This is a genomic window from Vibrio sp. SCSIO 43140 (assembly GCF_023716585.1).
Classification (GTDB): domain Bacteria; phylum Pseudomonadota; class Gammaproteobacteria; order Enterobacterales; family Vibrionaceae; genus Vibrio; species Vibrio maritimus_B.
The window spans coordinates 1,723,313-1,748,922 of sequence record NZ_CP071850.1; the positions used below are offsets into that span (position 1 = coordinate 1,723,313).

The window sequence follows — 25,610 nt, forward strand, 5'->3', positions numbered from 1 at the left end:
CTAGAAGTTGTTATCGTCAAAGTCGTGTTGACTGCCTCCTGATGATTGATCATCGTGACCAAAGCTTCCGGAGTCATCTGTAAAGTCAACACCAGTATCTGTGTTGTCTCCCGATGTCCAATCGCCGCTGCCACCTGCATCTTGTAGACCTGACGTATCTGCTGGAGTTTGGCTACTCGTTTGCATCGCATATTGGTCATCAACTTCAATTGTTGTTGTTGCCGAAGCGCCATCTATTGGAGTATCAAGTTCATCCACACCTTGGAACGAGATCTCTGCTTCACCTTCAAACGAATCACCTAGCGACATTGTGACTGGCTGAGACAAGTCACCAGATACTGTGTAAGTACCATCGCCATTATCTAGCGCTCCACTTACAGATGCACCATCTGGAATACCCGATAGTTCAACCTGTTCAACACCTTCAGCTGAGGCAACCTCATCAGGAATTGATAGACTCACATCATCGCCTGGTGCAGCTGTCATATCAGCGGCTTCGTCATCTTGTGTGGCTGAATCGTCGCTTGCTGATGCTTCTACAGATTCTTGCGTAGTTTCTGTTTCAGCCGTTGCTTGCTCAGGAGTTGCTTCTGTCGATTCAGGTGCAGTCTCAACGTTCATCGTTGTAGTTAGAGTTTGCTCTTCGCCACCAGATTGAACTGTTGCTTCCAGTGGGATATCACCGCTAAACTCAGAGTCTGGCCAGAATGTCCATTGGTCGTCTCCTGCAGGAACTAGTGCGCCTTCATCGCCTGTATAACTAAGATCAGATAAGCTTGCATCGTCCGCTACATCAAGACTTGAGAGCACTTGCTCGCCACTGATGCTAACCGACCCATCATCCGCTTGACTCAACGCTTCAACCGTTGAAGGTTCTTGCTCGTCAACATTGATATTGAAGTGGCTTTCGACACTGTTCTCACCATCACTCGCGACAAAGCCGATTTGAGCACTTCCAGTGTATCCTTCAGCCGGGGTGAATTGATAACCACCCTGCCCGTCAGATTCAATTAGCCCTTCACCTTCAAGCAATGTAACGGATTCAATGCTCATTTCTCCAGTGTCGGAGCTCAAGGTGCTAAGCATATCGCTGTCGGTGAAGTTAAGTGGTTCACTTTCCTCCACACTAGCAGAAGCGATTGATTCAATCTGCGGTCCATCGGTGATTTGTCCTTCATTTTCATGAACACCAATAGTGCTTTGTTCATCATGAAGAATACCATCACGTTCAACGACATACGCAAAGTCTACTTCGCCTGTAAAGCCATCGGCCGGACTAAAGGTCCAGGTACCGTCACCATTGTCAACCATCGAACCTTGGTTAGGATCCACTAAGTGAACCATCTGGATAGCGTCATCATCATTAGCGTCGATGTTTTGTGCCATGCCAATCAAGTCTTCTTCTGTGAGGATAATTGGTTCGCCTAGCGTTGTATCAAAGTCGCCTGCAATTTCACTACCTTCTGGTTCTGGCAACGGTTCATCACCATAGTCAACCGTGGTTGCACTAACCGTTACGAAGAAGTTTCCAGAGAAGTCTTCAGGTGGTGTTAACTGTAGATCATCTATGTTCCAGTTAGTGATACTGATCATTTGTCCAGGTTCTGTGATAATGACAGTATTTTCACCATCGCTTACTCCAAACCCGACAGGGAAACCAGTCATAACCAAGTTGCTGAGCATTTCCGAATCATCAATGAGGTCAACGTTAAGCCCTAAGTGACCGGTTGAATCTTCAGAGAACACCAATGGTCCGTCATGATCGGTTGTAATAACGGCTCCATCCGCTACTGGACGAACAAATACAGGGACATCGAGTGAGGTTTCAAACTCTCCATCTGAAGCGATAACCTGAAGCCCTGACGTTCCTGCGAAATCACCCGTTGGTGTGAATGTCCAGGTACCATCACCGTTGTCATTCAGATCACCGGCATCCTCACCATCTGGCATGATGATGCGTGAAATAACTAGGTTCTCGGTGTCTATATCGCCAAACAGGTCGAGCATATCGGATGAATCGAAGGTAAATGCCCCATCCTCATTGGTCGTTAAGAAGGCGTTTCCATCAGCAAATGGAGCATCATTTACAGGAATGACATCAACATTTAACGAGCCTTCTGCCGTCGCTTCTCCATCTGTGATTTCGTAAGCCAGTTCAACTAATCCGTTGAAATCTTGTGAAGTAACGAGGTGATACATACCATCCGGTTGCTGTTGCAACTGCGCATTTTGTGGTGACTTAACACTGATACTTTCAAGTGTGAGTTCGTCGCCATCTAAGTCACTTGCTTGTGCCAAGATGAATTCAGGATCGATGACCATAACTTGGTCTTCTTCTCCCTGCATTTCGATTGCAGGCGCCTGAGGTTCATCGTTAACAGCAGCAATGTCGATATTGCCTTGAACCGGTGTCAGCTCAGTACCGTCATCAACGTTAAAGTTGAATGGAACGTCGCCGTTGAAGTTTTCCGTTGGTGTGAATGTCCAAGTGCCATCAGTATTATCAACCAGTGAACCAAACGATTCATCGATAGATAGATCTTTCGCGGTTAGGTCGTCGCCATCAATGTCTTGAGCATGCTTCAACAAATCTTCTTGAGAAATGATGATGGCGTTGTCTTCTACACCTTCAAGACTCACAGGATCCGATGTTGCAGCGTCATTTACCGGATTGACCGTAAGATCAGCGTTTGCAACGATCGTTTCTGCTCCATCAGAGATATCAAAGTTAAGGTCGATATCTCCGTTGAAATTGGCATCTGGCGTAATAGTAAAGCTACCATCGCCATTGTCCGTTACTGTTGCGTTGTCTCCCGCACTGAGGTTCGATGCAGTTAGCGCATCTCCATCGACGTCCCCTGCTTGAGCGAGCAATTGCTCTTGAGTCAGCGTAATGGAACCATCTTCATCGACCGAGTATGCTAAATCGCCTGATACCGGAGCATCGTTCACTGCGATGACGTCAATACCTGCCGTAGTTTCTGCCGTTGCACCATCTTCATCAGCAACGGTCACGTCAAGAGAAACGTTGCCGTTGAAATTCTCGTTTGGCGCGAAGCTGTAGGTACCGTCACCGTTTTCAGTGAAGATACCGTCAGTGCCTGAGTAAGACACATCACTGACACTCACCTCGCCTTCGACATCACTTGAGTTAGCAAGTAATTGATCGTCAGAGATGGTGATGATGCCATCTTCATCGACTGAGTACGTGGTTGAGCCCGCCACCGGAATGTCGTTGACCGACTCTACAGTCACATCAATGTTGGCTTCTGTGGTGGTTGTTCCGTCACTTACGGAGAAGCTTAAGTCCACTTCGCCATTGAAGTTTTCATTTGGAGCGAAGGTATACGTGCCATCACCATTGTCGGTAAACACACCTTCTGTACCTGAGTAGCTAACATCCGCTACAGATAGGTCATCGCCATCAATATCTGACGCGCCAGCAAGAAGCTGTTCGTCAGTAAACGTCAATGAACCATCCTCCTGGATGGTGTAACCCACATCTTCGACAACCGCTGCATCATTCACTGGGTTAACAGTGAGGTCAGCATTGGTGACGATGGTATCGGTGCCATCAGAGATATCGAAGCTGAGGTCAATGTCGCCATTGAAGTCAGCATCCGGTGTGATAGTGAATGAACCATCTTCGTTTGCAGTCACCGCAGCATTATCGCCTGCGCTTAGATTAGCTGCAGTGAGATCATCGCCGTCCACATCACTCGCTTGCGATAACAATTGCTCTTGAGTCAGAGTAATCGAGCCATCTTCATCAACTGAGTAAGCTAGGTCACCTGAGACTGGTGCGTCGTTCACTGCGATGACGTCAATACCCGCAGTGGTATCCGCTGTTGCACCGTCTTCATCAACAACAGTCACATCAAGCGATACGTTGCCGTTGAAGTTTTCGTTTGGCGCGAAGCTGTAAGTACCGTCACCGTTGTCCGTGAAGATACCATCCGTGCCTGAGTAAGACACATCATCTACCGCAACTTCACCTTCAACATCAGAGCTGTTCGCTAGAAGTTGATCATCGGAGATAGTGATGATGCCATCTTCGTCTACAGAGTATGTTGTAGACCCCGCTACTGGAATGTCATTAACAGACTCAACGGTCACATCAATGTTGGCTTCTGTGGTGGTTGTTCCGTCACTTACGGAGAAGCTCAAGTCCACTTCACCGTTGAAGTTCTCGTTTGGCGCGAAGGTATAAGTACCGTCACCGTTATCAGTGAATACACCTTCTGTACCAGAATAACCGACATCAGCAACTGACAGGTCATCGCCATCAATGTCTGACGCGCCAGCAAGTAACTGTTCATCAGTAAAGGTCAACGAGCCATCTTCTTGGATGGTGTAACCGACATCTTCCACAACCGCTGCGTCATTCACTGGGTTCACTGTAAGGTCAGCGTTCGCGATGGTGGTGTCGGTGCCATCTGAGATGTCGAAGCTTAGGTCAATGTCGCCATTGAAGTTCGCATCCGGTGTGATGGTGAATGAGCCATCTTCGTTAGCAGTGACGGTAGCGTTGTCCCCCGCACTCAGGTTGGCTGCCGTTAGGTCATCACCTTCCACGTCTGATGCTTGTGATAGAAGTTGCTCTTGTGACAATGTCACACTTCCATCTTCATCAACGCTGTAGGCCAAATCGCCGGATACTGGAACATCGTTGATAGGAAGTACATCAACGTTTATGACTGTTTCAACAGTTGCACCATTTTCATCTTGAATGGTGACGTTCAATTGAACTTCGCCATTGAAGTTTTCATTTGGTGCAAAACTACAAGTACCGTCACCATTGACTGAGAAGATACCATCTGGTCCGTCATAACTGATTCCCACTAGCGATACATCGCCTTCTATGTCTGAGGCATTCGCAAGTACTTGAGACTCGTTGAATGTCAGCACATTGTCTTCATTGACAGTGTATGAAGTCGGTCCAGCAACTGGGATATCATTCACAGATTCAACAGATACATCAATGTTGGCTTCAGTAGTGGTAGTACCGTCACTTACCGAGAAGCTTAGGTCTACTTCGCCATTGAAGTTCTCGTTCGGAGCAAAGGTATAGGTACCGTCACCATTGTCGGTGAACACACCCTCTGTACCAGAATAACTGACATCAGCGACAGACAAGTCGTCACCATCAATATCAGACGCGCCAGCAAGAAGCTGTTCATCAGTGAAGGTTAACGAGCCATCTTCTTGAATGGTGTAACCCACATCTTCCACAACCGCGGCATCATTCTCTGGATTAACAGTGAGATCTGCATTTGCTACGATCGTATCCGTGCCGTCTGAGATATTGAAGGTTAAGTCAATATCGCCGTTGAAATCTGCATTTGGAGTAATGGTAAATGAACCATCTTCATTAGCGGTTACGGTCGCATTATCTCCTGCGCTTAGGTCGGTTGCTGTTAAGTCATCTCCGTCGATATCAGATGCTTGAAATAGGAGCTGCTCTTGCGACAGAGTAATCGCGCCATCTTCACTGACTGAGTAAGACAAATCTCCAGTGACCGGAGCATCATTCACCGCGATCACTTCTATGTCTGCGCTTGTATTGACGACTTCTCCGCTTTCATCAACAACGCTAACATCGAGAGACACATCTCCATTGAAGTTTTCGTTCGGTGCAAAACTGTAGGTGCCATCACCATTGTCGGTGAATATGCCATCTGATCCGGAGTAACTTACGCCACTTACCGCTACCTCGCCTTCGATATCAGAGCTGTTGGCGAGAAGCTGTTCATTGCTGAACGTGAGCACATTATCTTCGTCAACGCTGTAAGACGTCGAGCCAGCAACAGGCGCATCGTTAACTTCAGTCACGGTGACGTCAATGGTTGCAGGGGTAACATCTTCACCGTCCGATACCTCGAACAGCAGTTCAACGTTGCCACTGAAGTTTTCATTTGGTGCGAAGGTATAGGTGCCGTCGCCATTATCGGTAAACACACCATCAGTGCCAGAATACGAAACATCAGCGATAGACAAGTCGTCACCCTCGATGTCCGTCGCCCCTACTAATAGCTGTTCATTGGTAAAGGTTAGCGAACCATCCTCTTCGACAGTGTATGTTTTGTCTTCTGCTTCTGGACCATCGTTGATTGGAGACACATAGATATTGACCTCTTCGGTCGCAGTTGCTGTGTCGCCTGTGTTTAGGTCAGTGGATGTGGCATTTACAGTGAGTGAAACGCTACCGCTAAAGTCACTCGCAGGCGTAAATTCAAGTCCGGCTAGATCTTGTGGTTCCAGCGACCAAGTTCCGTCTCCATTATTGATACCAGCTGATAGCTCGCCATCTTCAGGTACATTTTCAATGAGAATCGACAGAGCTTCAGAGCCATCTGTATCGGTAAGGTTTGCGTTGATTTCGATTGGAATTGTCGAGTCTTCAACACCGATGATCTGGAAGTCAGCGTTAGCGACAGATATCTCGATGTTATCGATGCCAAATGACTCATCGCTAAGTTCTTGATTTAGCGTTGAGCCAAAGCCCAATTGCAACTGGCCATCCTCGATTGGAACAGTGAGGTGTACTTCATGAGATTGCTCGTTCCATTGACTGAACCCTTCACCTTGTGCGCCTCCATGAATGACTTCGCCTACTTGGTTGCCTTCAGAGTCATACAGTGTGGTCGTTCCGTCTTGCGTGTTAAATGCGGAGTTATCGAAAGACGTTAGTGGTTCACCGCCAACAAAGATCTGGAATGATTCACCATCCCAAGAATCTATCTCATAGAAGCTGAACGATATATCGACTTCATCGACATCAGTAGGAATATTGTAGGTTTTACTGACGGCCTCTTCGCCGTCTGTACCACCAATTCGACCCAACATGTCTCCGCTATCAAAGCCCTGAGAACTTTCGGTGCCAGCATTCCACCCTTCAGAGCCAGATTCAAAATTGTCGGTTGCCAAAATTAAATCTGGAGTGATAGACAAGTCTGGTGTTACCGATAGCTCCGGCATATCCACTACGGACTGAACTTCAATACCCACTGTCGTTTCAGCAGTGGCACCATCAGAGTCAACCACGGTCATGTTCAACGTCAAGTCGCCGCTGAAGTTTTCGCTCGGCGCGAAACTATAGCTGCCATCATCGTTTGACGTTAATGTTCCGTTATCACCGCTATAAGACACATCACTGACAGATAGATCCCCTTCTACATCCGAACTATTCGCGAGTAGTTGAGCTTCACTTAAGGTAATGACGCCGTCTTCATCAACTGAATACGTCGTCGACCCAGCGATTGGAAGATCATTCACCGAATCAACAGTAACATCGATGTTTGCATCAGTCGTTGTCGTGCCGTCGCTGACCGAGAAACTTAGGTCGACTTCACCATTGAAGTTCTCGTTTGGTGCAAAGGTGTAAGTACCGTCTCCGTTGTCAGTGAAAATACCGTCAGTAGCGGAATATGACACGTCAGCCACAGTCAGGTCATCACCGTCTACATCTGAGGCTCCAGCAAGCAATTGCTCGTCAGTAAACGTAAGTGAGCCATCCTCTTCGATGGTATAACCGACATCTTCTACCACAGCAGCATCATTAACAGGATTAACTGTGAGGTCAGCGTTAGCAACGATGGTGTCTGTACCGTCTGAGATTTCGAAGCTTAAATCGATATCGCCATTGAAATCCGCATTTGGTGTGATAGTGAATGAGCCATCTTCATTTTGCGTCACTGTAGCGTTGTCGCCAGCGTTTAGATTGGACGCTGTAAGATCATCACCATCGACGTCGGATGCTTGGGACAACAATTGTTCTTGAGATAATGTGATTGAACCGTCTTCATCGACAGAGTAAGCCAAGTCTCCGGAGACCGGTGCATCATTGATAGCAATGACTTCAATCCCAGCCGTTGTATCGGCTGTGGCACCATCTTCATCAACAATTGTTACATCGAGAGAGACATCTCCGTTGAAGTTTTCATTTGGAGCGAAGCTATACGTGCCGTCACCATTGTCGGTAAAGATACCGTCCGTACCTGAGTAAGAGACATCGCTTACATTCACCTCACCTTCGACATCTGAACTATTAGCGAGAAGCTGAGCGTCCGAAATTGTTATGATGCCATCTTCATTGACAGAGTACGTTGTAGACCCAGCGACTGGTATATCGTTCACCGCGTCAACGGTAATATCTATGTTAGCTTGGGTCGTGTCAGTACCATCACTGACAGAGAAGCTGATGTCGACTTCGCCATTAAAGTTCTCGTTTGGAGAGAAGGTATAGGTTCCATCACCATTGTCGGTGAACACACCATCCGTTCCCGAATAAGAAACATCGGCGATCGACAGGTCATCCCCTTCGATATCGGTGGCTCCAACCAGCAATTGCTCATTGGTAAAGGTAAGCGAGCCATCCTCCTCTATGGTGTAAGCCTTATCCTCAGCTTCTGGGCCATCATTGATTGGAGACACATAGATATTTACTTCTTCCGTGGCAGTGGCGGTATCCCCGGTATTAAGATCTGTTGAGGTTGCATTCACTGTCAGAGAAATGCTGCCACTGAAATCGGCGGCTGGCGTGAACTCCAATCCTTCTAGTTCTCCCGGCTCAAGTGACCATGTTCCATCACCGTTATCAGTACCTGCGGAAAGCTCGCCATCCTCTGGAACGTTTTCAATGAGGATTGATAGTGCTTCGGAGCCATCTGTGTCGGTTAGATTCGCGTTAATCTCGATAGGAATACTCGAGTCTTCAACACCAATGATTTGGAAGTCGGCATTAGCGACTGAAATCTCGATATTATCGATACCGAATGATTCATCTCTCAGCTCTTGGTTGAGTGTCGAACCAAACCCGAGTTGAAGTTGTCCGTCTTCAATTGGCACTGTGAGATGAACTTCATGCGCTTGTTCATTCCAATCACTGAAACCTTCGCCTTGTGATGTGCCATGGACAACTTCGCCTACTTCATTTCCATCAGAGTCATAAAGCGTCGTGGTGCCATCTTGTGTTCTAAATGCAGAATTATCGAACGATGTTAGCTCTTCACCACCAACGAAGATCTGGAACGATTCACCGTCCCAAGAATCTATTTCATAGAAACTAAATGAAATATCGACTTCATCGACATCAGTCGGAATATTATAGGTTTTACTGACCGCTTCTTCGCCGTCCGTGCCACCTATTCGACCGAGCATATCGCCACTATCAAAGCCTTGAGAACTCTCAGTGCCCGTGTTCCAACCCTCAGAACCAGACTCAAAGTTGTCGGTTGCAAGGATGAGATCAGGCGTAATAGAAAGATCTGGCGTGATAGACAGTTCAGGCATATCAACAATGGATTGTACTTCAATACCGACGCTGGTTTCTGCTGTTGCTCCGTCTGAATCTACAACGGTCATATCAAGTGTGAGGTCACCACTGAAGTTTTCGCTTGGCGCAAAACTGTAGGTACCGTCATCATTGGCAGTTAGCGTACCGTTGTCACCAGAGTATGATAAGTCGCTGACTGAAAGCTCGCCCTCAACATCAGTGCTGTTCGCTAGTAGCTGATCTTCGCTTAATGTGATTACGCCATCTTCATCAACCGAATATGAAGTCGTGCCTGCGATTGGTAGGTCATTAACCGGCAGTACGTCGACATTGATTACAGTGTCTACTGTTGCGCCATCTTCATCTTGAATGGTGACGTTAAGCTGCACTTCACCATTGAAGTTCTCATTTGGAGCAAAGCTACAAGTGCCGTCACCGTTGACAGAGAAAATACCATCTGGCCCGTCATAGCTAATACCGACGAGCGATACATCTCCCTCGATGTCAGAAGCATTTGCCAGTACTTGAGACTCATTGAAGGTCAACACGCTATCTTCGTTTATGGTGCAAGACGTTGGTCCAGCGATTGGTGGGTCATTCACTTCTATGACATCTAGCCCGGCAGTAGTGGTTGCCGTCGCACCTTCTGAGTCCTCAATAGTGATATCGAAACTGACATCGCCAGAGAAGTTCTCATTTGGTGTGAAGGTATAGGTTCCATCTCCATTGTCGGCAAAAACGCCGTCTGTTCCTGAGTAAGAGACATCTTGAACGGATACTTCGCCTTCGACGTCAGAGCTGTTTGCCAGCAATTGCTCGTCCGAAATAGTGATCGAGTTGTCTTCTTCAACGGAGTAAGTTGTTGAACCGGCAACTGGCACATCATTAATAGGTACTACTTGGACATCAATGTTTGCAGTGACGGTATCTGTACCATCGCTAACGCTAAAGCTTAGGTCAACGTTACCGTTGAAGTTCTCATTAGGCGCGAACGTATAGGTGCCATCTCCGTTGTCGGTAAACACACCTTCCGCGCCATCGTAGTTGACGGATTCTACGGTCAGATCATCACCATCAATATCCGTTGCACCTTGAAGAAGCTGCTCATCGGTAAAGGTGAGCGAACCATCTTCGTTAATGGTGTAGTCATGATCGTAGATTATCGATTCATCATTGGCCGCTGTAACGGTGACGTCTAGTTCTGCTGGCGTAACACCACCATTGCCATCATCCACGTTGTAGCTTATCGAGAACTCACCATTGAAGTTTTCTTCTGGGGTTATGGTATAGGTGCCATCACCGTTGTCGGTGATAAGTGCGTTCTCAATGGCAATATCGCTGATACTCTGTTCGTTGCCGCCTTCTTCGCTTGCAGAACTGTCGTCATCACTTTCTGGCGACATTACTTCAGAAATATCGATGCCGTTTTCGGCATTCGCTGCTTCTTCTGACGTAGGGAGTTCGAAGCTAGACATCGAACCTACATCTTGGCTTGGGACAATCACACCATCGACGATGTCGAATACGTGCCAGTGATCACCGGTAGGATTATCAGGAAGATCTGGGGTAAAGGTTTGGACAAGCGTATCACCTACAAAGATCTGTACCTGTACATCTTCAACGCCATCGACATCCCAACTGCGGTCAGAGTAGTTATGCACCGAATAGTGCATATTGGCATCTTGATAATTAGGTATAGTAATGGTTTCTGGACCATGCCCATTCACGTCATCAACATCTTGTTGAACAACGTTACCCTCACCTAAATCATGGCTCATGTCCGCCCAGAAGATGTGGTCGAGCTCTGCGCCAGTCTCTGTGTCATATAGCCATAGGTGATTATCCATATCCGTTGGCTGCTCACCCCACGTGACCACAACACGCATATCGGTCTCTTCCAACACTTCCGATAGCGCAGTTACACCACCGTTAGTATCTTCACCTGCCGAAACGATAAAGCTGGTGCTGATTGAACCTTCTTGTTCAATAGATACAGTACCTTGGTCGACAACAGAGCCGCTAACTGAGTAGTTACCTGATTCATCTGTGACTGTGGTATAGCTGTTGCCTGCAGAGTCAGTGAGCGTTACTTCTGCTCCAACGACAGGATTACTGGTTTCAGCATCGAGTACTGTACCAGTGACAGTCGTGTCATCACCCTGTTCACCAATAATTGCCGTCATATCGTCGTCTTCGATATCAGTCGCAAACTGCAGTAGCTCTTCTTGGGTGATGGTGTACGAACCATCTTCTTCAATGGTGATGGCCACATCGGCGGAGACTATTGGCGCGTCGTTAACCGGATCGACGGTTAGACCTAAGTTAGCAGCGATTGGCGTATCGCCATCGCTGATGCTGTAGCCTACGTCTATGTGTCCATTGAAGTTTTCAGCCGGTGTAATGGTGAATGTGCCGTCACCGTTATCAGCGATAGTCGCGTTTTCAGCCGTGAGATCAGAAGCCGTTAAATCATCACCATCGATATCAGCTGCGTTCGCCAATAACTGCTCTTGAGTGATAGTGATTGAGTGGTCTTCATCTACCCTCGCCGATGTATCGGAAGTCGTTGGTAGATCATTGACAGGATCGACAGTTAAATCCACGCCCGCACTTATGGTTTCAGTGCCGTCAGAGATATCGAAGCTTAGGTCGATGCTACCATTGAAGTTCGCATCTGGCGTGATGGTAAATGAACCATCTTCATTTTCAGTGACTGTAGCATTTGCTCCTGCGCTTAGGTTTGCAGCCGTCAGTTCATCACCATCGACATCGCTTGCTTGTGACAATAGCTGCTCTTGCGATAGCGTGATAGAACCATCTTCGTCAATGCTATACGCTAAGTCACCAGAGACTGGAGCGTCATTGACAGCAATGACTTCTATACCTGCAGAGGTATTAACTGACGCGCCGTCTTCATCAACTACAACGACATCTAAGCTCACATCACCGTTAAAGTTTTCATTCGGTGCGAAGCTGTATGTACCATCGCCGTTATCGGTGAAGATACCATCAGAACCTGAGTAAGAGACATCATCAACGGCGACCTCTCCTTCGACATCGGAGCTATTTGCAAGAAGCTGGTCGTCTGAGAGAGTGATAACACCATCTTCACTTACAGAGTAAGATGTTGAACCTGCTACAGGAATATCGTTTACTGACTCAACCGTCACATCGATATTAGCTTCAGTCGTAGTCGTGCCATCACTTACTGAAAAGCTTAGGTCCACTTCGCCATTGAAGTTTTCGTTTGGTGAGAAGGTATAGGTGCCGTCGCCATTATCAGTGAAGACACCTTCAGCGCCGGTATAAGACACATCGGCCACAGACAGGTCATCACCATCTATATCCGAAGCGCCAGCCAATAGCTGTTCGTCTGTAAAGGTAAGCGATCCATCCTCTTGAATCGTATAGCCAACATCTTCCACAACAGCCGCATCGTTCATCGGGTTGACGGTGAGATCAGCGTTAGCCACGATGGTGTCTGTGCCATCCGAGATATCAAAAGTCAGGTCGATATCGCCGTTAAAATCGGCATCCGGTGTGATGGTAAATGAGCCATCATCATTCGCCGTAACTGTCGCATTGTCTCCTGCCTCAAGGTTTGCCGCAGTGAGCACATCACCTTCGACATCCGATGCTTGTGCCAATAGCTGTTCTTGACTGATGGTTATCGAACCATCTTCATCAACGCTATAGGCCAAATCACCCGATACTGGAGCATCATTTACCGCGATAACGTCAATGCCTGCGGTCGTCTCTGCCGTTGCACCATCTTCATCGATGATGGTTACATCAAGTGATACATCCCCATTGAAGTTTTCGTTTGGTGCGAAACTATAGGTACCATCGCCGTTGTCCGTGAAGATACCATCCGCTCCAGAGTATGAGACGTCACTAACGCTGACGTCGCCTTCAACATCGGAGCTGTTGGCAAGAAGCTGGTCATCAGACAGCGTGATGATGCCATCTTCGTCTACTGAATATGACGTTGATCCTGCAACCGGAACGTCGTTCACCGATTCTACAGTGACATCAATGTTTGCTTCGGTGGTTGTTGTGCCATCGCTAACGGAGAAGCTTAAGTCTACGTCACCATTGAAGTTTTCGTTTGGTGAGAATGTGTAGGTACCGTCACCATTATCGGTGAACACACCGTCTGTACCTGCGTATGAAACATCGCCTACGGATAAATCATCGCCGTCAATATCCGAGGCGCCAGCGAGGAGTTGCTCATCAGTAAACGTCAATGAACCATCTTCTTGGATGGTGTAGCCGACATCTTCTACCACTGCCGCATCATTAACCGGATTAACAGTCAGATCAGCAGTCGCAACGGTTGTATCAGTGCCGTCAGAAATATCGAAGCTTAGGTCGATATCGCCATTGAAGTCGGCGTCAGGTGTAATAGTAAATGAGCCGTCTTCGTTCACAGTGACGGTTGCATTATCCCCAGCGCTGAGGTTTGAAGCGGTTAAGTCATCACCCTCTACGTCAGATGCTTGTGACAGAAGCTGTTCTTGTGACAATGTCACACTGCCATCTTCATCTACTGAGTAAGCCAAGTTTCCAGAAACTGGTGCATCGTTGATAGGCAGTACATCAACATTAATGACAGTATCGACCGTTGCGCCGTCTTCATCTTGAATCGTAACGTTAAGCTGGACTTCACCGTTGAAGTTCTCGTTCGGTGCAAAGCTACAAGTACCATCATCGTTGACCGAGAAAATACCATCTGGACCGTCATAACTCACGCCAACGAGCGAGACCTCGCCTTCAATATCTGAAGCATTCGCAAGCACCTGTGACTCGTTAAATGTTAAAACACTATCTTCGTTGATGGTGTATGACGTTGGACCAGCGATCGGAGGGTCATTGACCTCTATAACGTTAATACCAGCGCTTGTTTCTACCACTTCACCAGTTTCATCTGCCACTTTGACATCTAGACTGATATCACCAGAGAAGTTTTCGTTTGGCGTGAAGGTATAAGTGCCATCACCGTTATCGGCAAACACGCCATCGGTGCCACTGTATGTCACCTCTGAAACAGACACCCCTCCCTCTACATCGCTTGAGTTCGCAAGGAGCTGACCATCATTAATAGTGATCGAGTTATCTTCAAGAACCGAATAGGATGTCGAACCAGCAACAGGCGCATCATTCACTTCGGTGACGGTGATATCGATATTGGCAGTGACTGTCTCTGTACCATCTGAGACTCGGAATGATAAATCAACATCGCCAGAGAAGTTCTCATTTGGCGCAAAGGTATAGGTGCCGTCACCGTTGTTAGTAAAGACCCCTTCAGCACCGTTGTAGTCAACAGATTCAACAGTAAGTGCGTCGCCATCGACATCACTTGCATTGGCAAGTAGCTGTGCATCGGTAAAGGTGAGAGAGCCATCTTCTTCCACCGTATAGGCGAGGTCCTGTGCCACGGGACCGTCGTTAACTGGTGATACAGTAAGATCCAGATTCGTTGTGACGATTTGGTCACCGTCGGATACATCAAAGGCAAATTGAACATCACCATTGAAGTCCGCATCTGGTGTAAGTGTGTACGAGCCGTCTTCGTTGGCCCTAATCATTATGTTTTCATCGTCAGTCGACAGATTCAACGCCGTTAAGTCGTCACCATCAAGATCGCTCGCGTTTGCCAGTAACTCTTCTTGAGTAATAGTAATTGAGCCGTCCTCGTCAACCGTTGCTTGGACACCGGTTGCTTCAGGGGCATGTTCTACATCGATAGTAATGGTTGTCGAGACTGTTTCAGAATCATCATTGGATAGCTCTGTCGCGGTTGCACTTACCGTGATGTCAAACGGATCAACGACCTCTTCTGGCAGTGTGAACTCGAGCGTCTGATCAATCGCTACAGTCGGTACAACAACATTACCATCCTCGCCTACAACTATTTCACCACTATAAATCTGACTGTTCACCTCACCGACATCAATCGTAAAGTTGAAATCACTGAAGTCGGCATCGCCCCCGCCATATAGATCTTCAAATCCATAGACTAACTCACCATCTTCATTGACGGTTGTGCGGGTGTGCTCCATGCCATCTTGGTTGAGTTGAGCGCTTGAACCACCGTGGAACACGGTATCACCGAACTGACCTTGTATTACTGTAGTGTCACCGTTGGCATCGACAAAGACTAACTGAGGATCGACAGTGTCCATTGTAGCTGGAGAACCGTCAGCTGCTCTAAACTCAAAACTACCGTCTTGCATTGAGTCAAAGTCATTGTAATTAAAGCCGTTAGGTACCAAGAATAGGTTGAAGCTTTCACCTTCATCTACTTGGAAAGTGAAAGAGTCCTGTCCTGGTACAAGGTCACCACCACCTCCTACTTGTGACGCATTCTCGTAAATAACCTCGACTCCAGTGATGTTACCTTCGTCATCAACTTTGTAATAACCCGCTGCATTTTGGAAGCCAGCTGTCTCACCCTCAAAGGTCACGGTAATTTCAGAGTCGTTGTAACTGGTAATACCGTTGTCTTGATCATTAAGAACCGCTTCATTGTCGTAGCGAATGACGGTGCCTTCTGGTACGCCATCGATATCAACAGTGAGCGTTTCGGATAGATCTTGGTCGACGAGGCTTGCACCAATGTTGAGTTCTACAACCTCACCTGGCGCTGTAACAATGGTCGAATCCATAACGCTCTGACCATCGCCATCGGTCACCGTTAAATCTGGTGCATCAGCCACTGCTTCGACATTAAGATCAATAGTTTGTTGCACTTCTGTTGTGCCATCTGACACCGTGAAGTCAAATTGAAGTTCACCGCTAAAGTGTTCATTCGGCGTAAAGGTAAATGAACCGTCATCATTAGCTACCATAGCGCCATCAGAGCCACTGTAAGCAACGTCGGTTACCGTTAAGTCATCACCATCAACATCGGTAGCTCCACTTAACAGGTCCTCTTGAGTGAAGGTGATCGTGCCGTCTTCATCAATTGAATAGTTGGCGGCTTGTACTTCGGGTGCATCGTTAACAGGGGTTACGTCGAGGTTCAACTGAGTTGTTGTACTCAGTTCACCATCGTTGACTTCATAATCGAACTGGATCTGGCCGTTGAAGTCTTCTGAAGGTGTAACGGTATAGGTACCGTCGCCATTATCTACGACAGTCGCATTAGGATCGTTGGTAGTAAGTCCTGTCGCGAACAAGTCATCGCCATCAATATCGCTAGCGTTTTCTAGCAACATTTCTTGGGTGACGACAATACTGCCATCTTCATCGATAGTCGCCGATACGGCGTCCGCCTCAGGCGCATCATTAACGAACTCAACTTTTAGATCGATATTAGCGCTAACAACGTCTGTACCATCGCTGACATCAAAAGTGAGATCTGCATTACCAAAGTAACCTTGGTCGGTAGTTACAGTGAACGTACCGTCTCCATTATCAACCACTTCAACACTGTCATTCTGGCTGGTAACGTTTATAGCGGTAAGCGCATCACCATCAATGTCGGTTGCTTGCTCTAACAACTGCTCTTGCGTCAACGTAATAGATTCGCCGTCTTGAGTAGCGAAGCTTAGGTCAGGAACATCAGGAAGATCGTTGACTGGGTTGACGGTCAAGTTCAGACCTGTCGAGACCGTCTCTATCGCATCCGTGACATCATAGGTGAACTCAATCTCGCCATTGAAATCTTGGCTTGGTGTAATGGTGAAACTGCCATCTGAGTTTTCTACAATTGTCGCGTTAAGGTCGTTGGTTTGAAGATTTGTCGCTTCTAGCGAGTCACCGTCAACATCAGAAGCATTCGCTAGTAATTCCTCTTGTGTGATAGTGATTGAGCCATCTTCATCGACACTCGCATCTAATGGGCCCGACACTTCAGGACCTTCATTAACCATTTCAACATCAATTGAAGCGGTGCTAGGTGCGCTTGCTTGTCCGTCGCTAATATCGAACGTAAGGTTCACTTCACCATGGAAATCCGTTGTTGGTTCGAAGGTAAAGGTGTTATCGCCATTGTCTGTTAACGTACCTTGAGTCTGGTCGGCAAGCAGCAAGTTTTCAATATGGAGAATGTCGCCGTCTACATCACTCGCTCCAGACAACAAGTCTTTTGCTTCAATGACAATAGAGCCATTCTCGAGCATTTGAGTCTGTAGCGGAGCACCCGGTACAGGAACATCGTTGACTGGAACAACAGTAAGATCTAAGTGCGTTTCTGTTGTGTCTTGACCGTCGGAAACGCTGTAGTTGATATCAATGTCACCGTTGAAATTTTCATCCGGCATGAAGGTGTATGTACCATCGCCATTATCAACAAGTTCGCCGTCTTCACCATTGTATGTGATATCAGAGATAGTCAAGTCATCGCCTTCGATATCGCTGGCGTTAGCGAGCAGATCGTCGGCACTGAAAGTAATCCCAACGTCTTCGTCAGTAGAAAGTACAATTGGACCAGAGACAATTGGCGCGTCGTTCACGGCTTCAAAGTTGATGTTGATGATGTTGTCATCAACGAGTTCGCCGTCTGTGACTTGGTAACCTACCTCTATTTCCCCGTTGAAGTTTTCATCTGGTGTCACTGTCCATGTGCCATCACCATTGTCGACGAGTGTTGCGTTTTCGGCATTCTCTCCAATGAGTTCTAGGTTTTGGATGTCTAGGTTTTCACTGTCGATATCGCTCGCTTGTGCTAGCAATTGCTCTTCAGTGATAACGACAGAAGCAAATTGTGTCGCTCCCTCTGAGTCGATAGCTAGGTTTGGTAGCTCTGCGGTTAGGTCTATCTCACTATCACCTTGTCTTAGGTTAAGCGAGACCGTTTCTGTGATTTCAGTGCCATCGACGCCAAGTGATGTGAACACCGCTTCATCATGGACAGTTTGTGACACTGTCATGTTTTGGACAACATAAGTACCGTTACCTTGGATGGTACCTAGCTCAAAGTAAGATACAGGTTGGTCGACGGTTAGCGTGTAATCTGTCTCGTACGAACCACGATCCTCTTTGTGGTAAGTCATCGAGTCAATCAAGTCGCCATTTTCATTGAACGCTTTGATTTCGACTTCGGTGAAGTGCTTCGAGTCCTCCATAAACCAGCCACCTAGTCCATCGAGGTGGAAGCTGATTTCGTTTATGTCCTGGCCTTCAACTGTGACTGTAAGCTTTTCATCTCCACTTAGACCCTGGCGATCCGTGTCACCAATACCGTGACCGATGTGGGTGTTGCCGTTCCAGGCACCTAGTGGATCATCGTTACTTTGGACTGTAACAGTCAAGTCACCATCTACAAACTCACGCGTATATGGGTCAACTTCAGTGCCCCAATCATCGACACTTGCATTATCATCAAATGTACCAATCTGAGAGGTATGAGTACCTGCAGCAATAGTATCGTCGTCGGCCACGAAGCGAACTTCTGTATCTGCAGGGATCTCAACACCGACATCCAATGCGACCCATTCGTCGTTAAGGTTCGCCTCAATAAATCCGTTCTCAGGTGCCTGATCTAGACGTATGGTTGGCTCATCTCTTAGAGTGACACCAACAGTTTGGTCTTCTTCTGCTTGAACATAGATTTCGTCACCAGCGTCTGGTGCGTCATTTATTGGGTTGACCGTAAGGTCTGCAGTGGATTGAATAACGTTGTTGCCATCAGTGATATCAAAGCTGATATCGATATCACCATTCCAATCTGCATCAGGCGTAATGGTAAATGTACCATCGTCATTGGCTGTGACTGTAGCATTACCATCAACGCTAAGGTTGGTCGCTGTGAGCTCATCGCCTTCGATATCACTCGCATGCGAAAGAAGCTGTTCTTGGCTAAGTGTGATCTCACCGTCTTCGTCGACGGTGTAAGCAAGGTTGCCTTCAACCGTTGGTGCATCATCAACAGGCGTGACTTCCACGGCGACATTTGCCGATACCGTTTCAGTACCGTCGCTAACATCGAATGAGAAGTTTACATCACCATTGAAGTTTTCATTCGGAGCAAAGCTGTAGGTACCATCTCCGTTGTCGGTCAATATACCGTCTGTGCCGGTGTAGGTGACATCCTCTACCGTTAAGTCATCACCATCGATATCAACTGCATTCTCAAGCAGATTACTGTCAGTGAATGTGAGATAACCGTCCTCCTGAATAGAGAAGGATTGATCTTGTGGCTGAGGCAAGTCATTCACTGGATTGACAGTAAGGTCGGCTGTTGCTTGGACAGTATCGGTACCATCAGTCACATCAAATGAGATATCAATATCACCATTAAAGTCAGCATCAGGTACGATAGTGAACGAACCATCATCATTCTCTACAACATCCGCATTTCCTGATACTGTTAGGTTACTCGCAGTGAGATCATCACCTTCAATGTCAGTCGCGTTTGCTAGGAGCTGCTCTTGGCTTATTGTGATTTCACCGTCTTCATTAACACTGTAGGACGTACTACCCACTACAGGAGGATCATTGACTTCCTCAACAGTAATGTTTATTCGCGACTCTGAAATAGCTTCACCATCGGTTACAGCATAGTTAATGCTTAGGTCACCATTGAAGTTCTCATTTGGAGCGAAGGTAAATGTACCATCATCATTGTGAGTAAAGATGCCGTCACTACCATAGTAGTTGTCTACCATGAGCGTTAGGTCATCACCGTCGGGATCCGTAGCATGTTGCAGCAAGTCAGCTTCGCTAAATGTTAGGGTGCCATCTTCGTTCATGGTGTAGTTAATGACATCGGCTTCTGGAGCTTGGTTTTCTGGCTCTTCAGGTGGATGTGGTTCAACACCCGGTTCTTCTGGATCGACAGGATCAACCGGGTCGACAGGATCTACCGGACCAGGCCCTGGAGCTGCTGGGAAGACCTCGATACCCGCTTTAGTGTCTGCTGTAGCCCCATCTTCATCGACAACGGTTACATCGAGTAGTAAGTTACCTGCAAAATCCTCTGCAGGTTCAAACGTGTAGGTTCCATTATCATTAGCCGTTAGTTCACCAAAACTACCGGTATAGCTAACACTCTCAAGGGAAACATCTCCCTCTATGTCTGAACTGTTTGCTAGTAGCTGCTCTTCCGTAATCGTGATAGTGCCATTGGCATCCATTGAATATGAGGTGAAGCCAGCGATTGGCGCGTCGTTAACGGCAATCACTTCGATGCCTGCTGTCGTGTCTGCTGTAGCGCCATCTTCATCAACAACGACAACATCTAGTGATACGTCACCGTTGAAGTTTTCATTTGGAGCAAAGCTATAAGTACCATCACCGTTATCAGTGAAGATACCGTCAGTGCCCGAGTAAGAGACATCGCTGACACTCACCTCGCCTTCCACATCAGAGCTATTCGCTAGAAGCTGATCATCTGAGATAGTGATGATGCCGTCTTCGTTCACTGAGTATGTGGTTGAACCGGCCACTGGAAGGTCGTTGACAGACTCAACTGTCACATCAATATTGGCTTCAGTCGTAGTCGTACCGTCGCTTACGGAGAAGCTTAGGTCAACTTCACCATTGAAGTTTTCGTTTGGCGCAAAGGTATAAGTGCCGTCACCGTTGTCAGTGAACACACCTTCTGTACCTGAGTAGCTGACATCAGCAACAGATAGATCATCCCCATCGATATCAGACGCACCCGCAAGAAGCTGTTCATCAGTGAAGGTCAACGAGCCATCTTCTTGGATGGTGTAACCCACATCTTCGACAACCGCTGCATCATTCACTGGGTTCACAGTGAGATCGGCATTGGCCACGATGGTGTCGGTGCCATCGGAGATATCGAAGCTTAAGTCAATGTCACCATTGAAGTCCGCATCCGGTGTGATGGTGAATGAACCGTCTTCGTTAGCCGTAACCGTGGCATTATCACCTGCGCTTAGGTTAGCAGCAGTGAGGTCATCGCCATCAACGTCCGATGCTTGAGACAATAGTTGGTCTTGAGTCAGCGTAATCGAACCGTCTTCATCAACGCTGTAAGCCAAGTCACCAGAGACTGGTGCGTCATTAACTGCGATGACTTCGATGCCTGCCGTAGTTTCAGCTGTCGCGCCATCTTCATCAACGACTGTCACATCTAGAGATACGTCACCATTGAAGTTTTCATTTGGTGCGAAGCTGTACGTACCATCACCGTTGTCAGTGAAGATACCATCCGTGCCTGAGTAAGAGACATCATCAACTGCGACTTCACCTTCAACGTCTGAGCTGTTCGCCAGTAGTTGGTCATCAGAAATGGTGATGATGCCGTCTTCATCGACTGAGTACGTTGTCGAACCTGCAACTGGAACGTCATTGACCGACTCAACAGTAACATCGATGTTGGCTTCTGTGGTCGTCGTACCGTCGCTGACTGAGAAGCTTAGGTCGACGTCGCCATTGAAGTTTTCGTTTGGTGAGAAGGTATAGGTACCGTCACCGTTATCAGTAAAGACACCTTCTGTACCCGAGTAACTCACGTCGGCTACTGATAGATCATCACCGTCGATGTCAGAGGCGCCCGCTAGAAGCTGCTCGTCAGTAAAGGTCAATGAACCATCTTCTTGGATGGTGTAACTCACATCTTCCACAACGGCTGCGTCATTCACTGGGTCAACCGTTAAGTCAACATTGGCTGCGACTGTTTCAGTGCCATCTGAGACGTCAAAGGTTAAGTCAATCGCACCATTGAAGTCGGCATCTGGCGTGATGGTGAATGAACCATCCTCATTAGCAGTAACCGTAACGTTATCACCTGCTGATAAGTTGGCAGCAGTCAGGTCGTCACCTTCGATATCTGAAGCCTGAGCAAGAAGCTGTTCTTGTGACAATGTCACACTTCCATCTTCATCAACACTGTAAGCCAGGTCGCCTGACACAGGGGCGTCGTTGATTGGAAGGATGTCCACATTAATCACTGTATCGACGGTGGCGCCATCTTCATCTTGGATGGTGACGTTCAATTGAACTTCGCCATTGAAGTTTTCATTTGGCGCAAAGCTACAAGTACCATCACCATTGACGGAGAAGATACCGTGCGGACCATCGTAGCTGATACCCACTAACGAAACATCACCTTCAATATCAGAAGCATTGGCAAGTACTTGAGATTCACTGAATGTCAGCACGCTGTCTTCATCAATAGTGTAAGACGTTGGTCCTGCAACTGGTGGGTCGTTTACCTCTATAACGGTTAGGCCAGCCGTTGTTTCGACTGTGGCACCGTCTTCGTCGGCTACAACTACATCAAAGCTGACTTCACCATTGAAGTTATCGTTTGGCGAGAAGGTATACGTACCATCACCGTTGTCAGCAAAGACACCATCAGTACCTGAGTAAGAGACATCCTGAACGGAAACGTCACCTTCAACATCTGAACTGTTAGCTAATAACTGATCGTCAGTAATGGTAATCGAGTTGTCTTCTTGTACTGAATAAGTCGTTGAACCGGCAACAGGAATATCGTTGACCGACTCTACAGTCACATCAATGTTAGCTTCTGTTGTGGTTGTGCCATCGTTTACTGAAAAGCTTAAGTCGACTTCACCATTGAAGTTCTCATTTGGTGCGAAGGTATACGTGCCGTCACCGTTATCCGTGAACACCCCTTCCGTGCCTGAGTAGCTAACATCTGCTACTGACAAGTCATCACCATCAATATCAGACGCACCCGCAAGAAGCTGCTCATCAGTGAAGGTTAATGAACCATCTTCTTGAATGGTGTAACCCACATCTTCCACAACTGCCGCGTCATTAACTGGGTCAACCGTTAAGTCAACATTAGCTGCAACCGTTTCAGTGCCATCTGAGATATCAAAACTGAGGTCAATCGCGCCATTGAAATCCGCGTCCGGTGTAATGGTGAATGAGCCGTCTTGGTTGGCGGTAACTGTAGCATTATCACCTGCGCTTAAGTTAGCGGCAGTCAAGTCATCGCCGTCTACATCGCTTGCTTGTGACAGAAGTTGTTCTTGCGTAAGCGTAATCGAACCGTCTTCGTCAACTGAGTAAGCTAAGTCACCTGAAACTGGTGCATCGTTAACTGCAATAACGTCAATGCCCGCACTGGTCTCTGCCGTTGCTCCATCTTCGTCAACAACAGTCACATCAAGCGAGACATTGCCGTTGAAGTTATCGTTTGGCGCGAAGCTGTACGTACCATCACCGTTGTCAGTGAAGATACCGTCAGTGCCCGAGTAAGACACATCGCTTACGCTCACCTCACCTTCAACATCAGAGCTGTTCGCTAGAAGTTGGTCGTCTGAGATAGTAATAATGCCATCTTCATTGACTGAGTACGTGGTTGAACCTGCAACAGGAATGTCGTTGACCGACTCAACCGTTACATCAATGTTGGCTTCTGTGGTGGTTGTACCGTCACTCACTGAGAAGCTTAAGTCGACTTCACCATTGAAGTTCTCGTTTGGCGCAAAGGTATAAGTGCCATCACCGTTGTCGGTAAACACACCTTCTGTGCCTGAGTAGCTAACATCCGCTACAGATAGGTCATCGCCGTCGATATCAGAAGCGCTAGCAAGAAGCTGCTCATCAGTAAAGGTCAACGAGCCATCTTCTTGAATCGTGTAACCGACATCTTCTACAACCGCTGCGTCGTTCACTGGATTCACAGTGAGGTCAGCGTTGGCCACGATGGTGTCGGTGCCATCAGAGATGTCGAAGCTGAGGTCAATGTCGCCATTGAAGTCAGCATCCGGTGTGATGGTGAATGAACCATCTTCGTTTGCTGTTACTGTGGCGTTATCACCTGCGCTTAGGTTAGCTGCAGTGAGGTTATCGCCATCTACGTCCGATGCTTGAGACAGTAGTTGGTCTTGAGACAGTGTAATCGCCCCATCTTCGTCGACTGAATAAGCCAGGTCACCAGAGACAGGTGCGTCGTTCACTGCGATGACGTCAATACCCGCAGTGGTATCCGCTGTTGCACCGTCTTCATCAACAACAGTCACATCAAGCGATACGTTACCGTTGAAGTTTTCGTTTGGAGCGAAGCTGTAGGTACCATCACCATTATCAGTGAAGATACCATCCGTGCCTGAGTAAGACACATCGCTAACACTCACCTCGCCTTCGACGTCACTTGAGTTAGCAAGCAATTGGTCGTCAGAGATGGTTATGATGCCATCTTCGTTTACTGAGTAAGTGGTTGAACCCGCTACAGGAATGTCGTTAACTTCTTCGACCGTAATATCAATATTTGCTTCTGTTGTCGAAGTACCATCGCTTACGGAAAAACTGATGTCGACTTCGCCATTGAAGTTCTCGTTTGGTGAAAATGTGTAGGTGCCATCGCCATTGTCGGTAAATACACCATCTGTGCCCGAGTAACTAACGTCTGCAACAGAAAGATCATCGCCATCGATATCACTGGCGCCAGCTAACAGTTGTTCATCAGTAAAGGTTAATGAGCCATCTTCTTGAATCGTATAAGCAACATCTTCTACTTCTGCATCATCATTGACGTCTTCTACTTGAATTTCGAAGGTTTGAGAAACTGTTTCTGAGTCGAAATCATCATCTTGACGTTCTTGAGCTAGATTTGCTTGCTCGGCATCATCTAAGACATTGACTTCAAATGTTTCGCTGTCTGTTTGAGTGTCAAATCCATCATCTGCAGCGCCACCAGCAGCAGGAGACGCGGCAGCTGCTTGCGGTGCGGATCCTGCCTGTTGTGTTTGTCCCTCTGCATCAGCGCCACCATCAGATCCCTCAGATTGTTGCCCGCCAACGCTTTGTGCTCCGGCTCCAGAGGCCGCGCCGCCGGCAGCTCCAGAATCAGCACCTACTCCGGAGTCTGCCATTTGGCTATCGACAACACCTGATTGAGCCCCTTCGGAAGAAGCAGCTTCACTATCTACTGGCTGTGCTGACTGAGCTCCCCCGGTGGCATCGGGATCGTCTGATGATCCAGCTCCGCTCGGGTTATTTTCCATGGCCTGATTCGCATCGTCGGCAGCGTCAGCTGCATCTGCCCCTGTCGCGATAGTTGTTGCAATAGTGTTTTGCTGGTTTTGTTGAGCCTGCTGCTGCTCTGTTCCATCATTACCCGTCTCGACCTGTTCGACTGCATCATTGAGAGGGTTGTTTTCGTTATTGTCAGCCATGTTGCCTCCATTGCCACGCGAGCTTATAAATCAGACACTTTCATGTTAGGCAGTAAAGGAAATGAGAAACAAAAGACAAGAATTTCTGAGGTAAAAATTAGAGAAAAGTTTAGACGTTGATCACGAACCTCATATTTAAGCTTCTTTGAGGCTTTTGGGATGGCCCCACAAACTACAGATAAACAAGGAAATTTTTTTGAAAAGTGACGATTTATATACTTAGCTATTGATGAACGATATTTGTACACAAAACTAATCTAACCAAC

At 47.4% G+C, this 25,610-nt stretch carries 1 protein-coding gene; it reads right to left on the reverse strand.

All coding sequences use genetic code 11. The features are described from left to right. Entirely contained in the window at window positions 1-25,344 is a 25,344-nt protein-coding gene (locus tag J4N45_RS08100; RefSeq protein ID WP_252014463.1) for a tandem-95 repeat protein, read from the reverse strand. Window positions 25,345-25,610: the final 266 nt, after the last annotated feature.